General features: G+C 59.7%; 21 protein-coding genes. 15 read left to right on the forward strand and 6 right to left on the reverse strand.

The annotated features are described in order from the left end of the window. Nucleotides 1-27 precede the first annotated feature (27 nt). Both FQ192_RS25795 and sfsA read left to right on the forward strand, forming a co-directional pair. Nucleotides 28-1,200 (forward strand): pyridoxal phosphate-dependent aminotransferase, encoded by a 1,173-nt coding sequence (locus FQ192_RS25795; protein WP_133837726.1) that lies wholly within the window; start codon nucleotides 28-30, stop codon nucleotides 1,198-1,200. Beyond that, on the forward strand, nucleotides 1,200-1,913 hold the full coding sequence (gene sfsA, locus FQ192_RS25800) for a DNA/RNA nuclease SfsA (protein ID WP_149661071.1): 714 nt from the start codon (nucleotides 1,200-1,202) through the stop codon (nucleotides 1,911-1,913). Before FQ192_RS25795 ends, sfsA begins: the two co-directional genes overlap by 1 nt. Here the strand turns inward: sfsA and FQ192_RS25805 are convergent. Then, complete coding sequence (locus FQ192_RS25805) at nucleotides 1,910-2,227, reverse strand: Rieske 2Fe-2S domain-containing protein (RefSeq protein ID WP_149661072.1); 318 nt, start codon at nucleotides 2,225-2,227, stop codon at nucleotides 1,910-1,912. The two genes, sfsA and FQ192_RS25805, sit on opposite strands and share 4 nt — an antisense overlap. A 163-nt stretch (nucleotides 2,228-2,390) precedes the next feature. On the opposite strand from FQ192_RS25805, the gene FQ192_RS25810 reads away from it, so the two are divergent. Genes FQ192_RS25810 through FQ192_RS25825 form a run of 4 tightly spaced genes read left to right on the forward strand, consistent with a single transcriptional unit; the run spans nucleotide 2,391 to nucleotide 5,937 of the window. Next, nucleotides 2,391-3,263 (forward strand): hemin ABC transporter substrate-binding protein, encoded by an 873-nt coding sequence (locus FQ192_RS25810; RefSeq protein ID WP_149661073.1) that lies wholly within the window; start codon nucleotides 2,391-2,393, stop codon nucleotides 3,261-3,263. 50 nt (nucleotides 3,264-3,313) lie between these two features. Next, complete coding sequence (locus FQ192_RS25815; protein ID WP_178129235.1) at nucleotides 3,314-4,297, forward strand: iron ABC transporter permease; 984 nt, start codon at nucleotides 3,314-3,316, stop codon at nucleotides 4,295-4,297. Beyond that, the gene (locus FQ192_RS25820) at nucleotides 4,297-5,064 is read left to right on the forward strand and encodes a heme ABC transporter ATP-binding protein (protein ID WP_149661075.1); all 768 of its coding nucleotides are present in this window, start codon (nucleotides 4,297-4,299) and stop codon (nucleotides 5,062-5,064) included. The genes FQ192_RS25815 and FQ192_RS25820 overlap by 1 nt, the downstream gene beginning before the upstream one ends. A gap of 21 nt (nucleotides 5,065-5,085) precedes the next feature. After that, on the forward strand, nucleotides 5,086-5,937 hold the full coding sequence (locus tag FQ192_RS25825) for a ChaN family lipoprotein (RefSeq protein WP_149661076.1): 852 nt from the start codon (nucleotides 5,086-5,088) through the stop codon (nucleotides 5,935-5,937). 219 nt (nucleotides 5,938-6,156) lie between these two features. On the opposite strand, the gene FQ192_RS25830 is transcribed toward FQ192_RS25825, so the two are convergent. The 4 genes from FQ192_RS25830 to FQ192_RS25845 all read right to left on the reverse strand — a co-directional run bounded on the left by FQ192_RS25830 (nucleotide 6,157) and on the right by FQ192_RS25845 (nucleotide 9,481). Continuing rightward, nucleotides 6,157-6,957 carry a Crp/Fnr family transcriptional regulator gene (locus FQ192_RS25830; protein ID WP_149661077.1) on the reverse strand — a complete coding sequence of 267 codons (801 nt, stop codon included), beginning with the start codon at nucleotides 6,955-6,957 and terminating at the stop codon, nucleotides 6,157-6,159. Between the two features lie 15 nt (nucleotides 6,958-6,972). Beyond that, entirely contained in the window at nucleotides 6,973-7,245 is a 273-nt protein-coding gene (locus tag FQ192_RS25835; protein ID WP_007971093.1) for a TfoX/Sxy family protein, read from the reverse strand. A gap of 243 nt (nucleotides 7,246-7,488) precedes the next feature. Then, entirely contained in the window at nucleotides 7,489-7,833 is a 345-nt protein-coding gene (locus FQ192_RS25840; protein ID WP_149661078.1) for a pentapeptide repeat-containing protein, read from the reverse strand. A gap of 91 nt (nucleotides 7,834-7,924) precedes the next feature. Further along, complete coding sequence (locus FQ192_RS25845; protein WP_149661079.1) at nucleotides 7,925-9,481, reverse strand: bifunctional aminoglycoside phosphotransferase/ATP-binding protein; 1,557 nt, start codon at nucleotides 9,479-9,481, stop codon at nucleotides 7,925-7,927. 118 nt (nucleotides 9,482-9,599) lie between these two features. Between FQ192_RS25845 and mrcB the strand changes: the two genes are divergently transcribed. The 3 genes from mrcB to FQ192_RS25860 are packed head-to-tail and all read left to right on the forward strand — an operon-like array spanning nucleotide 9,600 to nucleotide 13,013. After that, entirely contained in the window at nucleotides 9,600-11,924 is a 2,325-nt protein-coding gene (gene mrcB, locus FQ192_RS25850; RefSeq protein WP_149661080.1) for a penicillin-binding protein 1B, read from the forward strand. A 16-nt stretch (nucleotides 11,925-11,940) separates the two neighbouring features. After that, nucleotides 11,941-12,678, forward strand: a complete 738-nt coding sequence (locus FQ192_RS25855; RefSeq protein WP_149661081.1) for a tetratricopeptide repeat protein — start codon at nucleotides 11,941-11,943, stop codon at nucleotides 12,676-12,678. After that, nucleotides 12,678-13,013 carry a YqcC family protein gene (locus tag FQ192_RS25860; RefSeq protein ID WP_149418325.1) on the forward strand — a complete coding sequence of 112 codons (336 nt, stop codon included), beginning with the start codon at nucleotides 12,678-12,680 and terminating at the stop codon, nucleotides 13,011-13,013. Before FQ192_RS25855 ends, FQ192_RS25860 begins: the two co-directional genes overlap by 1 nt. Before the next feature lie 108 nt (nucleotides 13,014-13,121). Here the strand turns inward: FQ192_RS25860 and FQ192_RS25865 are convergent, their stop codons facing one another. After that, nucleotides 13,122-13,544, reverse strand: a complete 423-nt coding sequence (locus tag FQ192_RS25865; RefSeq protein WP_149661082.1) for a DUF4124 domain-containing protein — start codon at nucleotides 13,542-13,544, stop codon at nucleotides 13,122-13,124. Between the two features lie 401 nt (nucleotides 13,545-13,945). On the opposite strand from FQ192_RS25865, the gene FQ192_RS25870 reads away from it, so the two are divergent. The 6 genes from FQ192_RS25870 (at nucleotide 13,946) to msrQ (ending at nucleotide 19,928) form a co-directional block, all read left to right on the forward strand. Beyond that, nucleotides 13,946-15,670: an acetolactate synthase 3 large subunit gene (locus tag FQ192_RS25870; protein WP_149661083.1), complete on the forward strand. Its 1,725-nt coding sequence runs from the start codon at nucleotides 13,946-13,948 to the stop codon at nucleotides 15,668-15,670. A 2-nt stretch (nucleotides 15,671-15,672) separates the two neighbouring features. After that, on the forward strand, nucleotides 15,673-16,164 hold the full coding sequence (ilvN, locus tag FQ192_RS25875) for an acetolactate synthase small subunit (protein WP_003176102.1): 492 nt from the start codon (nucleotides 15,673-15,675) through the stop codon (nucleotides 16,162-16,164). A gap of 48 nt (nucleotides 16,165-16,212) precedes the next feature. Then, on the forward strand, nucleotides 16,213-17,229 hold the full coding sequence (ilvC, locus tag FQ192_RS25880; protein WP_123404988.1) for a ketol-acid reductoisomerase: 1,017 nt from the start codon (nucleotides 16,213-16,215) through the stop codon (nucleotides 17,227-17,229). 144 nt (nucleotides 17,230-17,373) lie between these two features. Beyond that, entirely contained in the window at nucleotides 17,374-18,231 is an 858-nt protein-coding gene (gene pssA / locus FQ192_RS25885; RefSeq protein WP_133837741.1) for a CDP-diacylglycerol--serine O-phosphatidyltransferase, read from the forward strand. Nucleotides 18,232-18,294: 63 nt separating this feature from the next. Further along, nucleotides 18,295-19,308 carry a protein-methionine-sulfoxide reductase catalytic subunit MsrP gene (gene msrP / locus FQ192_RS25890; protein WP_149661084.1) on the forward strand — a complete coding sequence of 338 codons (1,014 nt, stop codon included), beginning with the start codon at nucleotides 18,295-18,297 and terminating at the stop codon, nucleotides 19,306-19,308. Beyond that, nucleotides 19,308-19,928: a protein-methionine-sulfoxide reductase heme-binding subunit MsrQ gene (gene msrQ, locus FQ192_RS25895; protein ID WP_149661085.1), complete on the forward strand. Its 621-nt coding sequence runs from the start codon at nucleotides 19,308-19,310 to the stop codon at nucleotides 19,926-19,928. Before msrP ends, msrQ begins: the two co-directional genes overlap by 1 nt. Nucleotides 19,929-20,061: the final 133 nt, after the last annotated feature.

Raw genomic sequence — 20,061 nt, forward strand, 5'->3', positions numbered from 1 at the left:
ATTCTTTTCCCCGTTGAAGGAAGGCTAATGGCTCAGTCCTACAGTGCGCGCAGTCGTGCGATCGAACCATTCCATGTCATGGCGCTGCTGGCGCGGGCCAATGAACTGCAAGCCGCCGGCCACGATGTGATTCACCTGGAGATCGGCGAACCGGACTTCACCACCGCCGAGCCGATCATCCAGGCCGGCCAGGCTGCGCTGACTGCGGGCAAGACCCGTTACACAGCGGCCCGGGGCATTCCTGAACTGCGCGAGGCCATTTCCGGCTTTTACCAGCAGCGGTACGGGCTGAACATTGATCCACAGCGAATTCTGGTGACGCCGGGCGGTTCCGGTGCGTTGTTGCTGGCCAGCGCCTTGCTGGTCGACCCCGGCAAACACTGGCTGCTGGCGGACCCTGGCTACCCGTGTAACCGACACTTCCTGCGCCTGGTGGAAGGCGCGGCGCAGCTGGTGCCGGTCGGCCCGGACGTGCGCTATCAACTGACCCCGGACCTGGTGGCGCGGCATTGGGATCACGACAGCGTCGGCGCCCTGGTGGCCTCGCCAGCCAATCCGACCGGGACCATCCTGACCCGCGATGAGCTGGCCGGGCTGTCGGCGGCGATCAAACAGCGCCACGGCCATCTGGTGGTGGACGAGATCTACCATGGCCTGACCTACGGCACTGACGCGGCCAGTGTGCTGGAAGTCGATGACAGCGCCTTCGTCCTGAATAGTTTTTCCAAGTATTTCGGCATGACCGGTTGGCGCCTCGGCTGGCTGGTGGCGCCGGAAGCGGCGGTCGGCGAATTGGAAAAACTCGCGCAAAACCTCTACATCAGCGCGCCGAGCATGGCCCAGCACGCCGCGCTGGCCTGCTTCGAGCCCGCCACCATCGCCATCCTGGAAGAGCGCCGCGCCGAATTCGGTCGTCGTCGCGATTTCCTGCTGCCGGCCCTGCGTGAACTCGGTTTCGGTATCGCCGTGGAACCTGAGGGCGCGTTCTACTTGTACGCCGATATCAGCCAATTCGGCGGCGATGCCTTCGCGTTCTGCCGACACTTCCTCGAAACCGAGCATGTGGCGATCACCCCGGGCCTGGACTTCGGGCGGTATCAGGCCGGGCATCACGTGCGGTTTGCCTACACCCAAAGCCTGCCGCGCTTGCAAGAAGCGGTGGAGCGCATCGCGCGCGGCTTGAAGAGCTGGCAAGGCTGATGCGTTTTCATCCTCCCCTCGAAGAAGGTCGTCTCATTCGTCGTTACAAGCGTTTTCTCGCCGATATCGAAACCGTTACCGGCGAGTTGCTGACCATTCACTGCCCTAATACTGGCTCGATGCTTAATTGTCAGGTCGAGGGCGGGCAGGTCTGGTTCAGTCGTTCCAACGACCCCAAGCGTAAGTTGCCCGGCACCTGGGAAATCGGCGAAACCCCGCAAGGCCGGCTGTTTTGCGTGAACACCGGGCGCGCCAACGGTTTGATCGAAGAAGCGCTGCACGCAGGCGTGATCACCGAGCTGAACGGCTTTACCGAACTGAAACGGGAAGTGGCCTACGGTCAGGAAAGCAGCCGTATCGATTTTCGCCTCGATTACCCGAGCGGGCCGGCGTACGTGGAAGTCAAAAGCGTCACCCTGGGTTACGACGGGACAGCGGTGGCGGCGTTTCCCGATGCGGTGACCCAGCGCGGGGCCAAGCATTTACGGGAACTGGCGCATCTGGCGCGGGACGGGATTCGTGCGGTGCAGCTGTATTGCGTCAATCTCAGCGGCATCGAGGCCGTGCGTCCTGCAGAAGAAATTGATTCGGCCTACGCCGCCGCATTGCGTGAGGCGGTGGCGTGCGGCGTTGAGGTGCTGGCTTATGGCGTGCAACTTAGCCACGAAGGGATGGTGGTGGATCGACGTCTGGACGTGCTGCTCAACGGTTAAAGGCTGACCCAGATCCCTTGCGCGTCTTCGCGGCAGTCGACAGCGGTCAGGGATTGCCCGGCGCAGGGGCCGGCGACGCATTCGCCGTCCTCGATCAGAAACAGTGCGCCGTGGGTGGCGCACTGGATCAGGCTGTTGCTGGGGTCCAGGAACTGGTCGGGCTTCCATTCCAGGCCGACGCCCCGGTGCGGGCAGCGGTTGATATAGACGTAAACCTGACCCGCCCGGCGCACGGCGAAGAGCTTCTGGCCGTCGATGTCGAAACCGCGACTGCTGGCGTCGGCCAATTCTGAGCCTTGGCAAAGAAACTTCATGTCTATCCTCTAGTGTCGCGGCGCGTGACGAGATATGTCCGGGCTTGACGCGCAAATGCAAACAATTATCAAATGACCGCCCGCCCATGGGGCGCGTGCGATCTGCCGAGGATACTTGGCCTGTCCGCCGGATGCCCGGGAAAACCCTTCAAGGAAGCTGTTTATGCGCCTGAGTATCCGCGTTGTCGCGCTGTGTGTCGGACTGCTGGTCAGTCACGAGGCCTGCGCCGTCGAATTGCCGCAACGTTGGGTCAGTGCCGGTGGTGCCTTGACGGAGTGGGTGAGCGCGTTGGGCGGTGAGTCGAAACTGGTCGGCGTCGATACCACCAGCCAGCATCCCGAATCCCTCAAGGCGTTGCCGAGCATCGGCTATCAGCGGCAATTGTCGGCCGAAGGCATCTTGAGCCTGCGCCCGCAGATACTGGTCGGCACCGAGGAAATGGGGCCGCCGCCGGTGCTGTCGCAGATTCGCAGTGCTGGCGTTCAGGTTGAATTGTTCTCGGCCCAGCCGGATTTGCCGGCGCTGCAAAGTAACCTGGAGCATCTGGGCAAGCTGCTTGGCGCGGAAGATCAGGCTTCGAAAGCTTTGCAGACGTATCACCAGCAACTGGATCAGCAGAAGGCGCGGGTCAGCGAGGCGCAGCTCAAGCAGAAGGCGCCAGGCGTGCTGTTGTTGCTCGGCCATATGGGCGGCAAGCCGATGATCGCCGGCAAGGACACCGCCGCCGATTGGCTGCTGCAACAGGCCGGCGGCCACAACCTGGCGACCCATACCGGCTACAAACCGTTTTCCAATGAATCCCTGGCCAGTCTGAATCCCGAAGTGCTGGTGTTCGTCGATCGTGCACTGACCGGCGACGCGGCCCGTGCGGCGTTGTTCAAGGAAAATCCGATCCTGTTCTCGACCCGTGCAGCCAAGGACGGACGGGTCATGGAGCTTGATCCGACCTTGTTGGTGGGCGGTCTGGGGCCGCGCTTGCCCGAGGCGCTGAAAAAACTGTCTGACGGTTTCTATCCCGGCGCGACCGGCCAATGACCACGCTGGTTAAACCTCGCACACTGTTTATTGGCTTGAGCCTGCTGTGTTTGCTGGCGATCTGGTTGTCGCTGGCCCTTGGGCCCGTGAGCCTGCCGCTGCTCGACACCTTGCGCGCGGCGTTGCGGCTGCTCGGTGTGCCGATTGCCCCGGATGGGTTGGAGCAGGCTGAATTGATTCTTGGGCAGATTCGTCTGCCGCGAACGCTGTTAGGTTTGGCGGTCGGCGGTGTGTTGGCGTTGTCAGGCGTGGCGATGCAGGGTTTGTTTCGCAACCCATTGGCGGATCCGGGGTTGGTCGGGGTGTCCAGTGGGGCGGCGTTGGGCGCGGCGATTGCGATTGTCGGCGGCTCGGCGTTTGGCGGTTTGCCGGAGGCGTTCGGGCCTTATCTTTTGTCGTTGTGTGCATTTCTCGGTGGCCTCGGTGTGACGGCGCTGGTGTACCGACTGGGGCGGCGCAATGGGCAAACCAATGTCGCAACCATGTTGCTGGCCGGGATCGCACTGACTGCATTGGCCGGCTCGGCCGTGGGTTTGTTCACGTATCTGGCGGACGACGCGACCCTGCGCACGCTGACGTTCTGGAACCTGGGCAGTCTCAATGGCGCCAGTTATGCGCGGCTCTGGCCGTTGCTGCTGGTCACGGTCGGGGTGGCGCTGTGGTTGCCGCGCCGGGCCAACGCTTTGAATGCGTTGCTGCTCGGGGAATCGGAAGCGGGTCACTTGGGCATCGATGTCGAAGGGCTCAAGCGTGAACTGGTGTTTTGCACCGCGTTGGGTGTCGGCGCAGCGGTGGCGGCGGCGGGGATGATCGGGTTTGTCGGGTTGGTGGTGCCGCATCTGGTGCGGCTGCTGGCCGGGCCTGATCATCGAGTGTTGCTGCCGGCCTCAGTGTTGGCCGGTGCGAGTCTGCTGTTGTTCGCTGATCTGGTGGCGCGCCTGGCCCTGGCGCCGGCCGAATTGCCGATCGGTATCGTCACAGCGTTCATTGGCGCGCCGTTCTTCCTGTTCCTGCTGCTCAGGAGGCCTGCCTGATGCTGCGCACGGAAAACCTGTCGATCCGTCGCGGCAGCAAAACCGTGCTGGCGGACATCAATCTTGAACTCAAACCGGGCGAAGTCCTTGGTGTGCTGGGACCGAACGGCGCCGGCAAGAGTACGTTGCTCGGCGCTTTGTGCGGTGAACTACATCCGGATGAGGGACGCGTCTGGCTCGACCAACAGGAGTTGCGGCATTGCACCGGTATCCAGCGTGCCCAACGACTGGCAGTGTTACCGCAAGTGTCGACCCTGGACTTCGCCTTTCGCGTCGAGGAAGTGGTCGGCATGGGCCGCTTGCCCTATCAGAGTGGCCGGGTGCGCGATGCTGAAATCGTCGCCGCCGCATTGGGTGCTGCCGATGCCGGGCATCTGAGCGGGCGCAGTTATCTGGCGCTGTCCGGTGGCGAACGTCAGAGGGTGCATCTGGCGCGGGTGCTGGCGCAGCTTTGGCCGGGGGAGGTGGGGCAGACGCTGCTGTTGGATGAGCCGACTTCGATGCTTGATCCGCTGCATCAGCACACCACGTTGCAAGCGGTGCGCGAGTTTGCTGATCGCGGTGCGGCGGTGTTGGTGATCCTGCATGATCTGAATCTGGCGGCGCGTTATTGTGACCGCATCTTGCTGCTCGAAGGCGGGCGCCCGGTGGCGTTGGATACACCGGAGCAGGTGCTGCGGCCGGAACCGCTCAAAGCGGTGTTCGGCCTGGAAGTGCTGGTGCAACCGCACCCGGAGCGTGGGCATCCGCTGATCATCGCCCGCTGAGTCATTCATCGAGGTGAGAACATGCGAGGGATTCTGCTGCTGGCGGCGTTGTTGCTGAGCGCTTGTCAGCATGTGGCGGCGCCGCCACCGATCACTGGGGATATCCGCGATTTACGCAGCGGTCAGTCGTTGACGGCGCAAGAACTGGTCATACGCTTGGCCAAGCCGTTACGGCTGATTGTTGGTGAACAGCACGACAACCGCGATCACCATCAACTGCAATTGTGGTTGCTCCAGGCGCTGGGGCAGCAGCGGCCTCAAGGCAGCCTGCTGCTGGAGATGCTCACGCCCGATCAACAACCGCGCGTTGATAACGCACGCCATGCCTCGACACTTCCAACTGACCTGCCCGGCGCATTGGCCTGGCCATCGGGCTGGGATTGGGAAACGTACGGGCCGATTGTGCGTTTCGCCCTCGGCCAGCCTTATCCATTGCTGGCGGCCAACCTCGACAACAGCGAAGTTCGGGGTTTCTACACCCAGCCTACGGCCGTGAGCGGTTCGCGCAGCAATGCCCCATCGGTCAAGAAAGAGCTGCTGGAGCAAATCAGCGGCTCCCATTGCGGCCTGCTGGCCCAATCGCAAATGCCGGCGATGCTGGCGGTGCAGCAGCAGCGTGACCGGCGCATCGCTGAGCGGCTGATCGGGGCACCCACACCATCAATGCTGTTGGCCGGTGCCTACCATGCGCGCAAGGATGTCGGCGTGCCGCTGCATGTGCTGGACCTGGGCGAATCCGAAGCCCCCACGGTGTTGATGCTGGCGCAGCAGGGCAGTGAGGTCACGGCGGGCATGGCCGATTACGTCTGGTACACACCTGCCACGCCGACGCCGGATTATTGCGCAGAGATGCGCAAGCAGATGAGCCAGTAAGCACTTTTCCACAGGCAAAAAAAGACCCGGCAAGAGCCGGGTCAAATAACCGTGATTAGCCTGATGAGGAGATAATCTGAGAGTCCGAACCAAGGGCTTTTCAGAATATCGACCAGTCTCGCGACCAGTTGTGGTAATCATAGCGATTCTCATTACCAAGTCAACCGCTGATTTCTCATTTATTCAAAATTAGCCTGTAGGCCCCGAAATCATTGAGCTTCAGCCTGAAGCTTTAACTGCGCTCAGTTGGGTGATCTGCTTGTTCAACAGATCAATGCGCCGCGCCATGCTCTCGATCAGGCTGTGGGCGATCTTCGGATTGTTTTGCGTCAGGCTCAGAAACTGGTCCTTGGGAATCAGCATCAATGTGCAAGGTTCGTTGGTGATCACGCTGGCGTTGCGTTTCTCGCCGGTGAACACCGCCATGGCGCCGAAAATCTCATCCTTGGGCACATCGCCGACTTTATGGCCGTCGACAAATGCTTCTGCATGGCCTTCGATGATGACGAACACATGGTCGGCCTCATCGCCCTGCCTGATCAGCACTTCGCCGCTGGGCACGCGCTGAAAGCCGTGGGTGCTGCGGTACTCGGGTTGTTTCAGGCGGGCGACCGCGTCGTACAGCAGGGCGGTCTGGCCGATCAGGTATTGCAGCAATAGCTCCGAGCGCTGCGGCTCGGCATAAATATGCTGAAACACCTCGGTGCGCAGATAAGGCAACAAGGACAGCGGGCCGTCGCTGCGCAAGCGGCAATGCGGCAGCGCAACATCCTGGCGCAGACCAACCAGATCGCCTTCATGCAAATAGAACAAGGGGCGATGGTCGACGCAGCCATGTAACAGGCCGTTGTCGAGCAAAAACAACTGATTGCCGGGCAGCAGCGTCGCGAGGTCGTCGACGGCAGCAAACTCCAGCGCCGGGCCGCAGGGCGATAACCCCTCCAGCAACCGCGCGGGCATGTTTTGCAGTCGATTGATCAGCGTGTCGGCGTAAGCCGGTTGTTCCCCGAGCAGATACATGGCGATGGCGCCTGTTCAATTCTTGTGGCGTGAAGAGATGGCTTCCAGTTGTTTGTTCAAGGCTTCCTTGCGTTCAGCGGGAATGTCGTTCCAGTGCACGTCCATCAGGGCGCCTTCGATTGCATACAGCAACACCTTCGACGCCCGGAACCCGCGTGTACGCACGGCCCGATAAGCATCGACCGCCCCCAGGCGACGCAAGTCCGAGGCGCTGTGGATGCCCACGGCATGCAGCCACTGTGCCGACGTCTTGCCAAGATTCTTCAGGTGTTGCAGTTCATCATTCATCAAGCCTCCTTGCGACAGCCGAACGGTGCGTGGGCGAGCCTTTGAGGAGTGTAGCCATCAGTAGGAAAAGCGTGATTGTTTGGTCGGTTTCGAGGCAAAAGCTTCTAAGAGGAAAGCGCTTGGCGCGCAAGAATGGTCTGCGGACGCAGTAGGAGAAGGTGCAGGGAAGCAGTGATTACGGCAGATAACGCGCGGCGTCCAGCGCAAGGCGAGAGCGCTGGACTTGTCAGGTGACGGTCGTTTTTAGCGGGTGCGGTAACGCAGGCGTGTACCGAAGTTCATCGACATCAGGATCTCGTCGGCACTCAGCTCTGGCGGAAAGTAAGCGCCGGAGATCTGCGCATGGGCCAGGCTCGCACCTTCCAGGGACGCATTGCGAAAGTCGATACCGCGCAGGTCGGCGGAACGGAAGTACGCATCGGTAAAGTCGACGCCATCGGCATTCAACTCACGCAGGTCGAGACCTCGGAAGTCGCCACCGACCATGTCGATCGGGCCGTCCACCGGGCGTTCCTTGTTGAAACCTGTGATGTCATCTTTGTGCAGCAAGGCATAAAGCGGGGTGTCGAGAAGTTTCGGCTGGCTCATGTCACATCACCTGTTGGTTTTATGACGCCAGTATAGTGCCACTATTTGACAGCCGTGAAGCCGGCGAAGGCTCCACGGCTGAAATAGTTTCTTACAGGCCTGGCATGCGTTGGCGAATCTGCGCCACAACCGTGTCGAGGGTCCCGCTTTCATTGGTCTGAACGCGCTTGCTGCAGAGAATCTCGGCGGGCGTCAGCGCTTCGCGACTGGCTTGCTGGTCGGCGATAACGGCCAGGTTGGCGTCGGACGGATCCGTTTTATCTGCCTGACGCAGGGCCAGCCAGGTTTCGATCACGGCTTGCGGCGCATTGCAGTCCAGAATCAGGAATGGTGCACCGGTGGCTTCGGCAATTTTCGCCGCGCCGTCACGCTGGTCACGCTTGAGATAGGTGGCATCGATCACCACCGGGAAACCGGCGCGCAGGATTACCGAGGCGATGTCATGCAGGCGGGTGTAGGTCGCAGCGCTGGCGTCAGCGCTATAGATGCCGGCATGGGGATCGTTCTGCACGGTTTGCTCGCCGAACAGGCGTTTGCGTTCCACATCCGAGCGCAGGCGCACGGCGCCCAGTGCTTCCACCAGACGCATGGCCACGCGGCTCTTGCCGACCGCGGAAACACCGTGGGTGATGGCCAGGAAACGCGAAGGAATGGTGCTGTAGCTTTCCGCCAGGTTGGCGTAGTTGCGGTACTGGCGCAGCGTGGTGGCGCGCTGCACTGGATCGGCCTCGGCCGGCATGCTGAACAGGCTGACCTTGGCGCGAACCAATGCGCGGTAGGCTTTATAGAAGTTCAGCAGCTCAAGGCCCTGGTAATCGCCGGTCAGTTCCAGGTATTGACTGATAAAACGGCGCGCCAGGCTTTTCAGGCCGCGATCTTCCAAGTCCATCGCCAGGAAGCCAGTGTCGGCATAGACGTCGGTGAAGCGGAACGGCTCGTTGAATTCGATGCAGTCGAAGATCACGACCTTGTCGTCGATCACGGTGGCGTTGCCCAGGTGAATGTCACCATGGCATTCGCGGATGAAGCCTTCAGTCTTGCGTTGGGCAAACAGCGGCTTCAGGCGTTCGAAGCTGCTTTCGGCCCAGGCTTGCAGGGCGTCGAGTTGCAGCAGGTCGGCCTTGTCGCTGAGGAACGGACGAATCTGCTCGAAGTTTTGGCGCACTGGTGCCATCACGGCGTCCGGGGTGCCGGCTTCGTGTTCGGCCGGTACTTTCGGCGCGGTGAGGTGGAATTGCGCGATTTGCGCGGCCATCTCATCGATGTGCGCAGTGGTCAGTTCACCGTTGGCTTGCAGGGTGCTGAGCAACTGGCTTTGCGGGAACTGGCGCATTTTCAGGGCGAAATCGACGACCGGGCCGTCACCGCCCAGTTGTGGCGCTTCGGCGCTGCCAGTGATCGGCAACACTTCCAGATACAAATCGTTAGTCAGACGCTGGTTCAGGCGCAGCTCTTCGCCGCAGAAATGTTCACGCGCATCGAGGCTGGTGAAGTCGAGGAAGCCGAAATTCACCGGTTTCTTCACTTTATAAGCAAAGGGACCCGTGAGGATGACCCAGGAGATATGGGTCTCGATAACCTGGAACCCTTCGACGGAATGCGGGTAGAGGGCCGGGTTTTGCAGGGCGGCGATCAGGGACTGGCTCACAGGCGATCCTTCAGAGTCTGGGGAAAATTCACGGCCGCCATTATGGCCGCAAGTCCGGCTGACGCAAACCTCGGCGAGCGCCTGTTGAGTATGAATAAAGTGCGTATAATCCGCCGCCATGACTCGTACTCGATCCCCTCGCAGCAAAAAAAAACCACCTTCCAAGGGCCTTAGCCCGTGGTTGAGCTGGGCCATTAAACTCAGCCTGGTCGGCCTCGTCGTGCTCGCCGGGTTCGCGGTTTACCTCGACGCGATTGTCCAGGAGAAGTTCTCCGGCAAGCGCTGGACCATTCCGGCCAAGGTGTACGCCCGCCCGCTTGAGCTGTTTACCGGCCAGAAGCTGAGCAAGGACGACTTCCTCACCGAACTCGATGCCTTGGGCTATCGACGCGAAGCCGTGAGCAACGGCCCCGGCGCTGCGGCGGTCAACGGCAATACCGTCGACCTGAATACCCGCGGCTTCCAGTTCTATGAAGGCATGGAGAAGCCCCAGCCCGTGCGGGTTCGGTTCTCCGGCGACTATGTGGCCGAACTCTCGGCGACCAACGGTTCGAAGCTGTCCGTGGTGCGCCTTGAGCCGCTGATGATCGGCGGGATTTACCCGAAAAACCTCGAAGACCGCATCCTGATCAAGATCGATCAGGTTCCGCCGTACCTGCTGGAAACCCTGGTTGCCGTTGAAGACCGGGACTTCTATCACCACTGGGGCGTATCGCCGAAGTCGATTGCCCGGGCCGTCTACGTCAACACCTCTGGCGGCAAGATGACCCAGGGTGGCAGTACGCTGACGCAACAATTGGTCAAGAACTTCTACCTGACCAGCGAACGCAGCCTGACCCGCAAGCTCACCGAAGCCATGATGGCGATGTTGCTGGAACTGCATTACGACAAACGGGAAATTCTTGAGGCTTACCTCAATGAAGTATTCGTCGGTCAGGATGGCCAGCGCGCCGTGCACGGGTTTGGTCTGGCCAGTCAGTTCTTCTTCGGCCAGCCGTTGTCCGAACTGAAACTGCATCAAGTCGCCTTGCTGGTGGGCATGGTCAAGGGGCCGTCCTATTACAACCCGCGCCGCAATCCTGAGCGTGCGCTGGAACGGCGCAACCTGGTGCTCGACGTACTTGAGCAACAAGGCGTTGCGACGGCCGAGCAAGTTGCTGCGGCGAAGGCCATGCCGTTGGGCGTGACCACTCGCGGCAAACTGGCTGACAGCTCGTTCCCGGGCTTTATCGATCTGGTTAAACGTCAGCTGCGCGAAGACTATCGCGACGAAGACTTGACCGAAGAAGGCCTGCGGATCTTCACCAGTTTCGACCCGATCCTGCAGATGAAAGCCGAAGCGTCGGTCAACGACACTTTTAAACGCCTGGCCGGACGCAAGGGTTCGGATGACGTCGAAGCGGCCATGGTCGTGACCAACCCGGAAACCGGCGAAGTCCAGGCCATGATCGGCAGTCGTCAGGCGAGTTTTGCCGGTTTCAACCGGGCGCTGGACGCAGTGCGGCCGATCGGCTCGTTGATCAAGCCGGCGGTGTACCTGACCGCGCTTGAGAAGCCAAGCCAGTACAGCTTGACCAGTTGGTTGTCGGACGAATCCTTCTCGGTGAAGGGCGCGGATGGTCAGGTCTGGAAACCGCAGAACTATGATCGCCGCTCCCATGGCACGGTGTTCCTGTATCAAGGGCTGGCGCATTCCTACAACTTGTCGACGGCGCGTCTCGGTCTGGAACTGGGCGTGCCGAATGTCCTCAAGACCCTGGCGCGGCTGGGCGTGACTCGTGAGTTTCCGGCGTTTCCGTCGATGCTGTTGGGGGCGGGTGGCCTGACGCCGATGGAAGTGGCGACTATGTACCAGACCCTGGCCAATGGCGGTTTCAATACGCCGATGCGCGGGATTCGCAGCGTGCTGACGGCCGAGGGCGAGCCACTGAAGCGTTATCCGTTCCAGATTCAGCAGCGGTTCGATCCGGCGTCGATTTTCCTGATCCAGAGCGCGATGCAGCGGGTCATGCGTGAAGGTACCGGCAGCTCGGTCTACAACGTGCTGCCGAAAACCCTGACGCTGGCGGGCAAGACCGGGACCAGTAACGATTCCCGTGACAGCTGGTTCGCCGGTTTCAGCCAGGATTTGCTGGCGGTGGTCTGGCTGGGGCGCGACGATAACGGCAAGACACCGTTCACCGGTGCCACCGGCGCGTTGCAGGTCTGGACCAGTTTCATGCGCAAGGCTGACCCGCTGCCGTTGGACATGCCGCAGCCGGACAACATCGTCCAGGCCTGGGTTGATTCGCGCACCGGGCAAGGCTCTGACGCCAACTGCCCAGGTGCGGTGCAGATGCCGTATATTCGCGGCAGCGAACCGCCTCCCGGCGCCGCTTGCGGTGGGGAAACCCCTGCTTCCGGCGAAACGGTGATGGATTGGGTCAAGGGCTGGATGAATTAAGCAAAGAGGGTTTCACGTGAACAAGTGGTTGATTCCAGCGGTTACCGCCGTAGCTTTGCTCAGCGGTTGTTCCTCCGTACAGCGCGGTTCGATCCCGGTTGTGGATTCCGGCAGCGCGGTGTCGAACAGTGAACGGATTCAGGCGAATGGCGGTTTCCGCCAGACGACTGTGAAACGTCCTGCACAAGGCCAGCCTCAGGCGATCCCGCAAGGTGATACCGGCGTGGTAGTGATGGTGCCAGGTGGTGGCGCCGTGAGCTCGGCACCGATCAGCACTTCGCCGATCACGCCTGGCCCGATTACCCCGGGTCCGATTGATACGTCGCCGGTCCAGTCCGCGCCGATCAATCAAGGCAGCTACAGCATGCCGTCGGCGCCGACCGGGATTCCATCCGCCAGTACCGGCGGTGGTTTGTCTGCCGACGAGCAACTGGATGGTCCCGTGTTGGCGTTGCTGACCACCGCGCAACAGCAACAGGCCGGTGGCGACCTTAACGGCGCGTCTTCGAGCCTGGAGCGTGCCCAGCGTGTTGCACCCCGTGAGCCGCAAGTGCTTTATCGCCTGGCGCAGGTGCGCATGGCCCAAGGCGACGCGCCGCAGGCCGAGCAGTTTGCCCGGCGTGGTCTGACGTTCGCCAATGGCCGTCCGGACCTTCAAGCCAGCCTGTGGGAACTGATCGCTCAGGCTCGTGAGAAACAGGGCGACTCCACCGGCGCCGCACTGGCCCGTCAGAAGGCCAAGGTTTCGCTGTGATGGATGCACGTTTCCCGAAGATTGCCGAGCAGTTGCTGCTGATCGAGCGTGAGCTGCGGATTCAGGGCTGGTGGGACGAGGTTTCGCCGAGTGCTGAAGCGTTGTCCAGTGTCGAGCCGTTTTCGGTCGACACCCTGGACTTCGAGCAATGGCTGCAATGGATCTTCCTGCCGCGCATGAAGGCGATCCTCGAACAGGATCTGCCTTTGCCCAATGCGTCGGGCATTCAGGAGATGGCCGAGATGGTCTTCGCCGCGCGCAATGTCCAGGGCAAGGATCGGCAGCTTCAGGTCTTGCTCAAAGAGTTCGACCTGCTGATCACCGCCTCCCGCTGACACCGTCCCCGTGTAGGCGCGAAGCTTGCTCGCGAAGGCGGCATAACATTCAGCACATTTGTTGGATGTTATGCCGCCTTCGCGAGCAAGCTTCGCTCCTACAGGTTTCTATTGGCAGTTATCGGCGATTTGTTTCTGTGCTTCGGTCATGCGCTCCTGACGCGTCTGGTCAGTCAGGCGGCGCATCTCACCGTCAATTTCTTCCCGTAGTCGCGGATTGTTCTGCAGTTGGGCAAGGTTGGTTCGTGCCTGCTCACAGAACACCTTGAGCTGGGCCTGCTGCTCGGCGACCTGCTTTTTCACGTTCTTATCGATGGCCTGTTGATCACCCAGCACATTGCTGCGTTGCGGTGCGGGCGATTTGCCGGTGGACGGGGCGGGCGTCACCACGGTGGTCGCTTGCTGGTCTTGGGGCGGCTGGGCATCGAAGTGAGTCACGCCCTGGGCGTCGACCCACTTGTAAATCTGCGCGGCCATGCACAAAGGGCTCAGGACGATCAGCAGACCGGCGGTGAAGAAGAAGGTACGCATGCCATTTCCTTGTCAAAAGTTGCGCAATTGAAGCTAACACACACGCGGTTTACGGGTTTTTTCTTGCGTTCTCATGTGCTTACTCACAATAAAGCACATAGACGACTTGACTTGCAGGGGACGAAACAGAAGAATCCAAAGTCCGCTGTAGAGGGACTGCCAGAAGCAGACCCACTCGGTAGATCATGAGGCGCATACCCGCGCCGACCTGTTACACCCGCAACGCGTTACCTCGCGCTGGGTGGGAAAGGCCCGCAACACTTGGGACGATCCCAATACTTGCTCAGTCAGTGCTGACGTAGTCGGCGACCACCGTCGCTCATGCTCTGCCGAGAAGTAAACCTATTAAGACCCGTCCTCTTGTGAGTGGACGGTATTCTGGCGTTTTAGAGGTGAACAACGTGGAGCTTTTATCTGGCGGTGAGATGCTCGTCCGCTTTTTGCGTGACGAAGGCGTCAAATATATCTACGGGTACCCGGGTGGTGCTCTTCTTCATGTCTACGATGCCCTGTTCAAAGAACCGGAAGTGACCCACATCCTGGTTCGTCACGAACAAGCGGCGACCCATATGGCTGACGGCTATGCCCGTGCCACCGGTAAAGCCGGCGTGGTACTGGTGACTTCCGGTCCTGGCGCAACAAACGCCATTACCGGGATCGCCACCGCCTATATGGACTCCATTCCAATGGTGGTCATTTCCGGCCAGGTGCCTAGCACCATGGTAGGTACCGACGCGTTCCAGGAAACCGACATGATCGGTATCTCCCGGCCGATCGTGAAGCACAGCTTCATGATCAAGCACGCTTCGGAAATCCCGGAAGTCATGAAGAAAGCGTTCTACCTGGCGCAATCCGGTCGTCCGGGCCCGGTCGTGGTCGATATCCCGAAAGACATGACCAACCCGGCCGAGAGGTTCGAATACGTCTTCCCGAAAAAAGCCAAGCTGCGTTCCTACAGCCCGGCCGTTCGCGGTCACTCCGGGCAAATCCGCAAGGCAGCCGAAATGCTCCTGGCGGCCAAGCGTCCGGTGATGTACGCCGGCGGCGGCGTGATCCTCGGTGGTGGCTCCGCGACGCTGACCGAATTGGCGAAGATGCTCAACCTGCCAGTGACTAATACCCTGATGGGCCTGGGTGCCTACCCTGGCACCGACCGTCAGTTCATCGGCATGCTCGGCATGCACGGCAGCTACACCGCCAACCTGGCGATGCACCATGCGGACGTGATCCTCGCCGTCGGTGCGCGTTTCGATGACCGCGTGATCAACGGCCCGGCGAAGTTCTGCCCGAATGCCAAGATCATCCACATCGACATCGACCCGGCTTCGATTTCCAAGACCATCAAGGCCGACGTGCCTATCGTCGGTCCGGTGGAAAGTGTCCTGACCGAAATGGTCGCGATCCTCAAGGAAATCGGCGAGACCCCGAACAAGGAGTCCGTGGCCAGTTGGTGGAAGCAGGTGGATGAGTGGCGCGGTGATCGCGGCCTGTTCCCTTACGACAAGGGCGACGGCAGCGTCATCAAGCCGCAGACCGTGATCGAAACCCTGTGCGAAGTGACCAAGGGCGATGCCTATGTCGCATCGGACGTGGGCCAGCACCAGATGTTCGCCGCGCAGTACTACAGGTTCAACAAGCCGAACCGTTGGATCAACTCCGGCGGCCTGGGCACCATGGGCTTCGGTTTTCCGGCGGCCATGGGCATCAAGTTGAGCTTCCCGGATGCCGACGTCGTCTGCGTAACGGGTGAGGGCAGCATCCAGATGAACATCCAGGAACTGTCCACCTGTCTGCAATATGGCTTGCCGGTGAAAATTGTCATCCTGAACAACGGTGTTCTGGGGATGGTTCGCCAGTGGCAAGACATGAGCTACGGCAGCCGTCACTCGCATTCCTACATGGAATCGTTGCCTGATTTCGTCAAGTTGGCAGAGGCCTATGGTCACGTCGGCGTGCGCATCACCGAATCGAAAGATTTGAAGACGAAGATGGAAGAGGCGTTCGCCATGAAGGATCGTCTGGTGATCATCGATGTTTCGGTCGACACCAGCGAGCACGTCTACCCGATGCAGATCAAAGACGGCTCCATGCGCGATATGTGGCTGAGCAAGACGGAGCGTACTTAATCATGCGGCACATTATTTCCTTGCTTCTGGAAAACGAACCCGGCGCTCTGTCTCGCGTAGTCGGCCTGTTCTCGCAGCGCAACTACAACATCGAAAGCCTGACCGTGGCCCCGACCGAAGACCCGACTCTGTCGCGACTGACGTTGACCACTGTTGGTCATGACGAAGTGATCGAGCAGATCACCAAGAACCTGAACAAGCTGATCGAAGTGGTCAAATTGGTCGACCTGTCGGAGAGTGCTCATATCGAGCGCGAACTGATGCTGGTCAAGGTCAAGGCAACCGGCGCCCAGCGCGCCGAGATCAAGCGCACTACCGATATTTACCGTGGGCAGATCGTCGATGTCAGCGCCAGCGTGTATACCGTTCAACTGACCGGTACCAGCGACAAGCTCGACAGCTTCATTCAGTCCATCGGCACTGCGTCGATCCTGGAAACCGTCCGTAGCGGCGTAACCGGTATTGCTCGCGGCGACAAAGTACTCAGCATCTAAACCAAATTAGCGAATGGCCTGAACGGCCTGGATATTTAGGGGAATTTCATGAAAGTTTATTACGAAAAAGACTGCGACCTGTCGATCATCCAGGGCAAGAAAGTTGCCATCATCGGTTACGGTTCCCAGGGTCACGCTCAAGCGTGCAACCTGAAAGACTCCGGCGTTGACGTTACCGTCGGCCTGCGTAAAGGTTCGGCCACTGTTGCCAAGGCCGAAGCCCACGGCCTGAAAGTGACTGACGTTGCTTCCGCTGTTGCTGCTGCCGACCTGGTCATGATCCTGACCCCGGACGAGTTCCAGTCTGCTTTGTACAAGAACGAAATCGAGCCGAACATCAAGAAAGGCGCCACCCTGGCCTTCTCCCACGGCTTCGCGATCCACTACAACCAGGTTGTTCCGCGTTCCGACCTCGACGTGATCATGATCGCGCCGAAAGCACCGGGTCACACCGTGCGTTCCGAGTTCGTCAAAGGCGGCGGTATCCCTGACCTGATCGCTATCTACCAGGATGCGTCGGGCAACGCCAAGAACGTTGCACTGTCCTACGCTGCTGGCGTTGGTGGCGGTCGTACCGGCATCATCGAAACCACCTTCAAGGACGAGACCGAAACCGACCTGTTCGGCGAACAAGCCGTTCTGTGTGGTGGTACCGTTGAGCTGGTAAAAGCCGGTTTCGAAACCCTGGTTGAAGCTGGCTACGCGCCGGAAATGGCCTACTTCGAATGCCTGCACGAACTGAAGCTGATCGTTGACCTCATGTACGAAGGCGGCATCGCCAACATGAACTACTCGATCTCCAACAACGCTGAATACGGCGAGTACGTGACCGGCCCGGAAGTCATCAACGCCGAATCCCGTCAGGCTATGCGCAACGCCCTGAAACGTATTCAGGACGGCGAATACGCCAAGATGTTCATCAGCGAAGGCGCGACCGGCTATCCTTCGATGACCGCCAAGCGTCGTAACAACGCCGCTCACGGTATCGAAATCATCGGCGAGCAACTGCGCTCCATGATGCCGTGGATCGGTGCCAACAAGATCGTCGACAAAGCCAAAAACTAAGTCGCTGTCTTGTACGGAAAACGCGGCCTAGGCCGCGTTTTTTCGTTTGGATCGCCGGTTCTGGTATAAAGCTGCATCGTTTGCGGCCGAACCGTCGTCCCAGACACCTGTCGAAACTTTCCACCCTGTTGCAAGGTAATGTCCATGAGCGAACGTCCCGAAGAGCCAAACCAGGCTCCTGACGCCGAAAGTCTGCTGCCCATCGATGAGCACATCGAAGAAGGGCATGACGCTGAAGGTCGTAAAGTCCGGCATCGTGGTATCTATCTTCTGCCGAATCTGTTCACTACTGCGAACCTGTTCGCAGGGTTCTATTCCATCATCAACTCGATGAGTGCCCAGGCAGCCTTGAGCGCCGGTGACTCGGTCGGTGCGAGCAAGTACTTTGCGTTTGCTGCCATCGCCATTTTCGTGGCCATGGTGCTTGACGGTCTCGACGGCCGCGTTGCGCGCATGACCAATACCCAGAGTGCCTTCGGTGCCGAGTACGACTCGCTGTCGGACATGGTTGCCTTTGGTGTGGCGCCGGCGTTGCTGGCGTTCGGTTGGGCGTTGGGTGACATGGGCAAGGTCGGCTGGATGGTTGCCTTCATCTATGTCGCGGGCGCGGCGTTGCGCCTGGCGCGGTTCAACACTCAAGTTGGTACTGCGGACAAACGCTACTTCATTGGCCTGGCGAGTCCGGCGGCTGCCGGTGTGGTCGCGGGGATTGTCTGGGCGTTCAGTGATTACGGCATCCAGGGCTCCAAGATGTCGTTCCTGGTGGCGTTGATGGTAGCGGCGGCCGGCATGCTGATGGTCAGCAACATCAAGTACAACAGCTTTAAAGAGCTGGACTTGAAAGGGCGCGTTCCTTTTGTAGCGATCCTGGCCGTCGTGCTGGTGTTTGCCGTGGTCTTCAGTGATCCGCCGCGCATTCTGTTGCTGGTGTTCCTCGGCTATGCAGCCTCGGGCCCGGTTCAGTATCTGTTGCGTCTTCGTCGGCACAAAAACGCCGAGTGATGTAATTTCCCTCATACTCCGCAGTCTGTTGGTGCATCTGTTCTCCAATGCTGCGGAGTAGCCATGCTGATCAAAGTCCCCAAAACGTCCGACTGCCATGAGTCGGACATTACGCCTGAATCTTTCTATCTATCCCGTCGTAATGTACTCGGTGCTGCCGTGGCCGGTTTGGCTGTGGGCGGTCTTCCTCGCTGGGCCAATGCTGACGAGGTTGCACGTTATGCCGATGTCGAGCCCGGTAAGGCGCCATCCTGGTTCGCCGAAAAGCTGCCCTCTACTAAATGGGGCGCGGTCAACGTCAAGGATGAGGCGATCACGCCGTTCAAAGATGCCACCCACTACAACAACTTTTACGAGTTCGGTACGGATAAAGGTGATCCCGCGGCCAATGCTGGCGCGTTGAAAACCGAGCCGTGGAGCGTGGTGGTGGACGGGGAAGTGGGCAAGCCGGGGCGATACGCACTGGAAGACTTCATGAAGCCTTACCAGTTGGAGGAGCGGATCTATCGTCTTCGCTGCGTAGAGGCGTGGTCGATGGTGATTCCCTGGATTGGCTTTCCTCTCTCGGCGTTGCTCAATCAAGTCGAGCCCACCTCCAACGCCAAATACATTCGCTTCGAAACCCTGCAGGATCCCAAAACCATGCCCGGACAGCGTTCCGGTTTCGCCTTGATTGAATGGCCTTATGTAGAGGGGTTGCGTCTGGATGAGGCAATGAACCCGTTGGCAATTCTTGCGGTGGGCATGTATGGGCGAGAGTTGCCGAATCAGAACGGGGCGCCTTTGCGGTTGGTGGTGCCGTGGAAGTACGGCTTCAAGAGTGTTAAATCCATTGTGCGCATCAGTCTGGTCAGCGAACAGCCGAAGACGACCTGGCAGAGCATTGCTTCGGATGAGTATGGTTTTTATGCGAATGTGAATCCTACGGTCGATCACCCCCGTTGGACCCAGGCTCGGGAACGGCGTTTACCGAGTGGTCTGTTCAAGCCCAATGTGCGGGATACACAGATGTTCAACGGTTACTCGGATGAAGTCGCCTCTCTATATACAGGACTCGATTTGCGGAAGAACTACTGATGCGTTTTGCGGTTTGGCGGGTGTTTGTCTTTATATCTATCGCGGTCTGGCCACTTCTTTGGTTGTATCAAGCCTGGGCGGATGTGCTCGGGCCTGACCCGGGCAAAGTCCTGGTTGATCGCCTGGGGCTGGGCACCCTTGTCCTCCTGCTCATTACGTTAAGCATGACGCCTTTGCAAAAGCTGAGCGGTTGGGCGGGGTGGATTGCTGTCCGGCGACAGCTGGGATTGTGGTGCTTCGCCTATGTCGCGCTGCATTTGAGTGGGTATACGGCGTTCATCCTAGGGTTTGACTGGTCGCAGTTGGGCGTGGAGTTGCGCAAGCGGCCTTACATTATTGTCGGGACGTTGGGCTTTCTCTGTTTGCTGGCGTTGGCTGTCACGTCCAATCGATATAGTCAGCGGCGTTTGGGGGCTCGTTGGAAGAAACTGCATCGACTGGTCTATGTGATTCTCGGGCTCGGGTTGCTGCATATGTTGTGGATCGTTCGCGCGGATCTGAAGGAGTGGGTTGTCTATGCTTCTATAGGTGCGTTGCTGATAGTGCTGCGTTTGCCGCCTGTAGCGCGTCGAATCCCGCGTTTAACGGCTAAAAAGACACCTTCTGCAAGAAAGGCGTAATTAAGGGTTGACGGCAGATTCTGGAAGTCTATAATTCGCCCCACTTCCGGCGCAGTCGAAACGGAAAACTCCTTGGTAAACAAAGAGTTACGCAGTTTTCGACAGCGAGTTGCTTCAGGTCATCGAAGCCCAG

It is taken from the genome of Pseudomonas sp. ANT_J12 (assembly GCF_008370045.1).
Taxonomy (GTDB): domain Bacteria; phylum Pseudomonadota; class Gammaproteobacteria; order Pseudomonadales; family Pseudomonadaceae; genus Aquipseudomonas.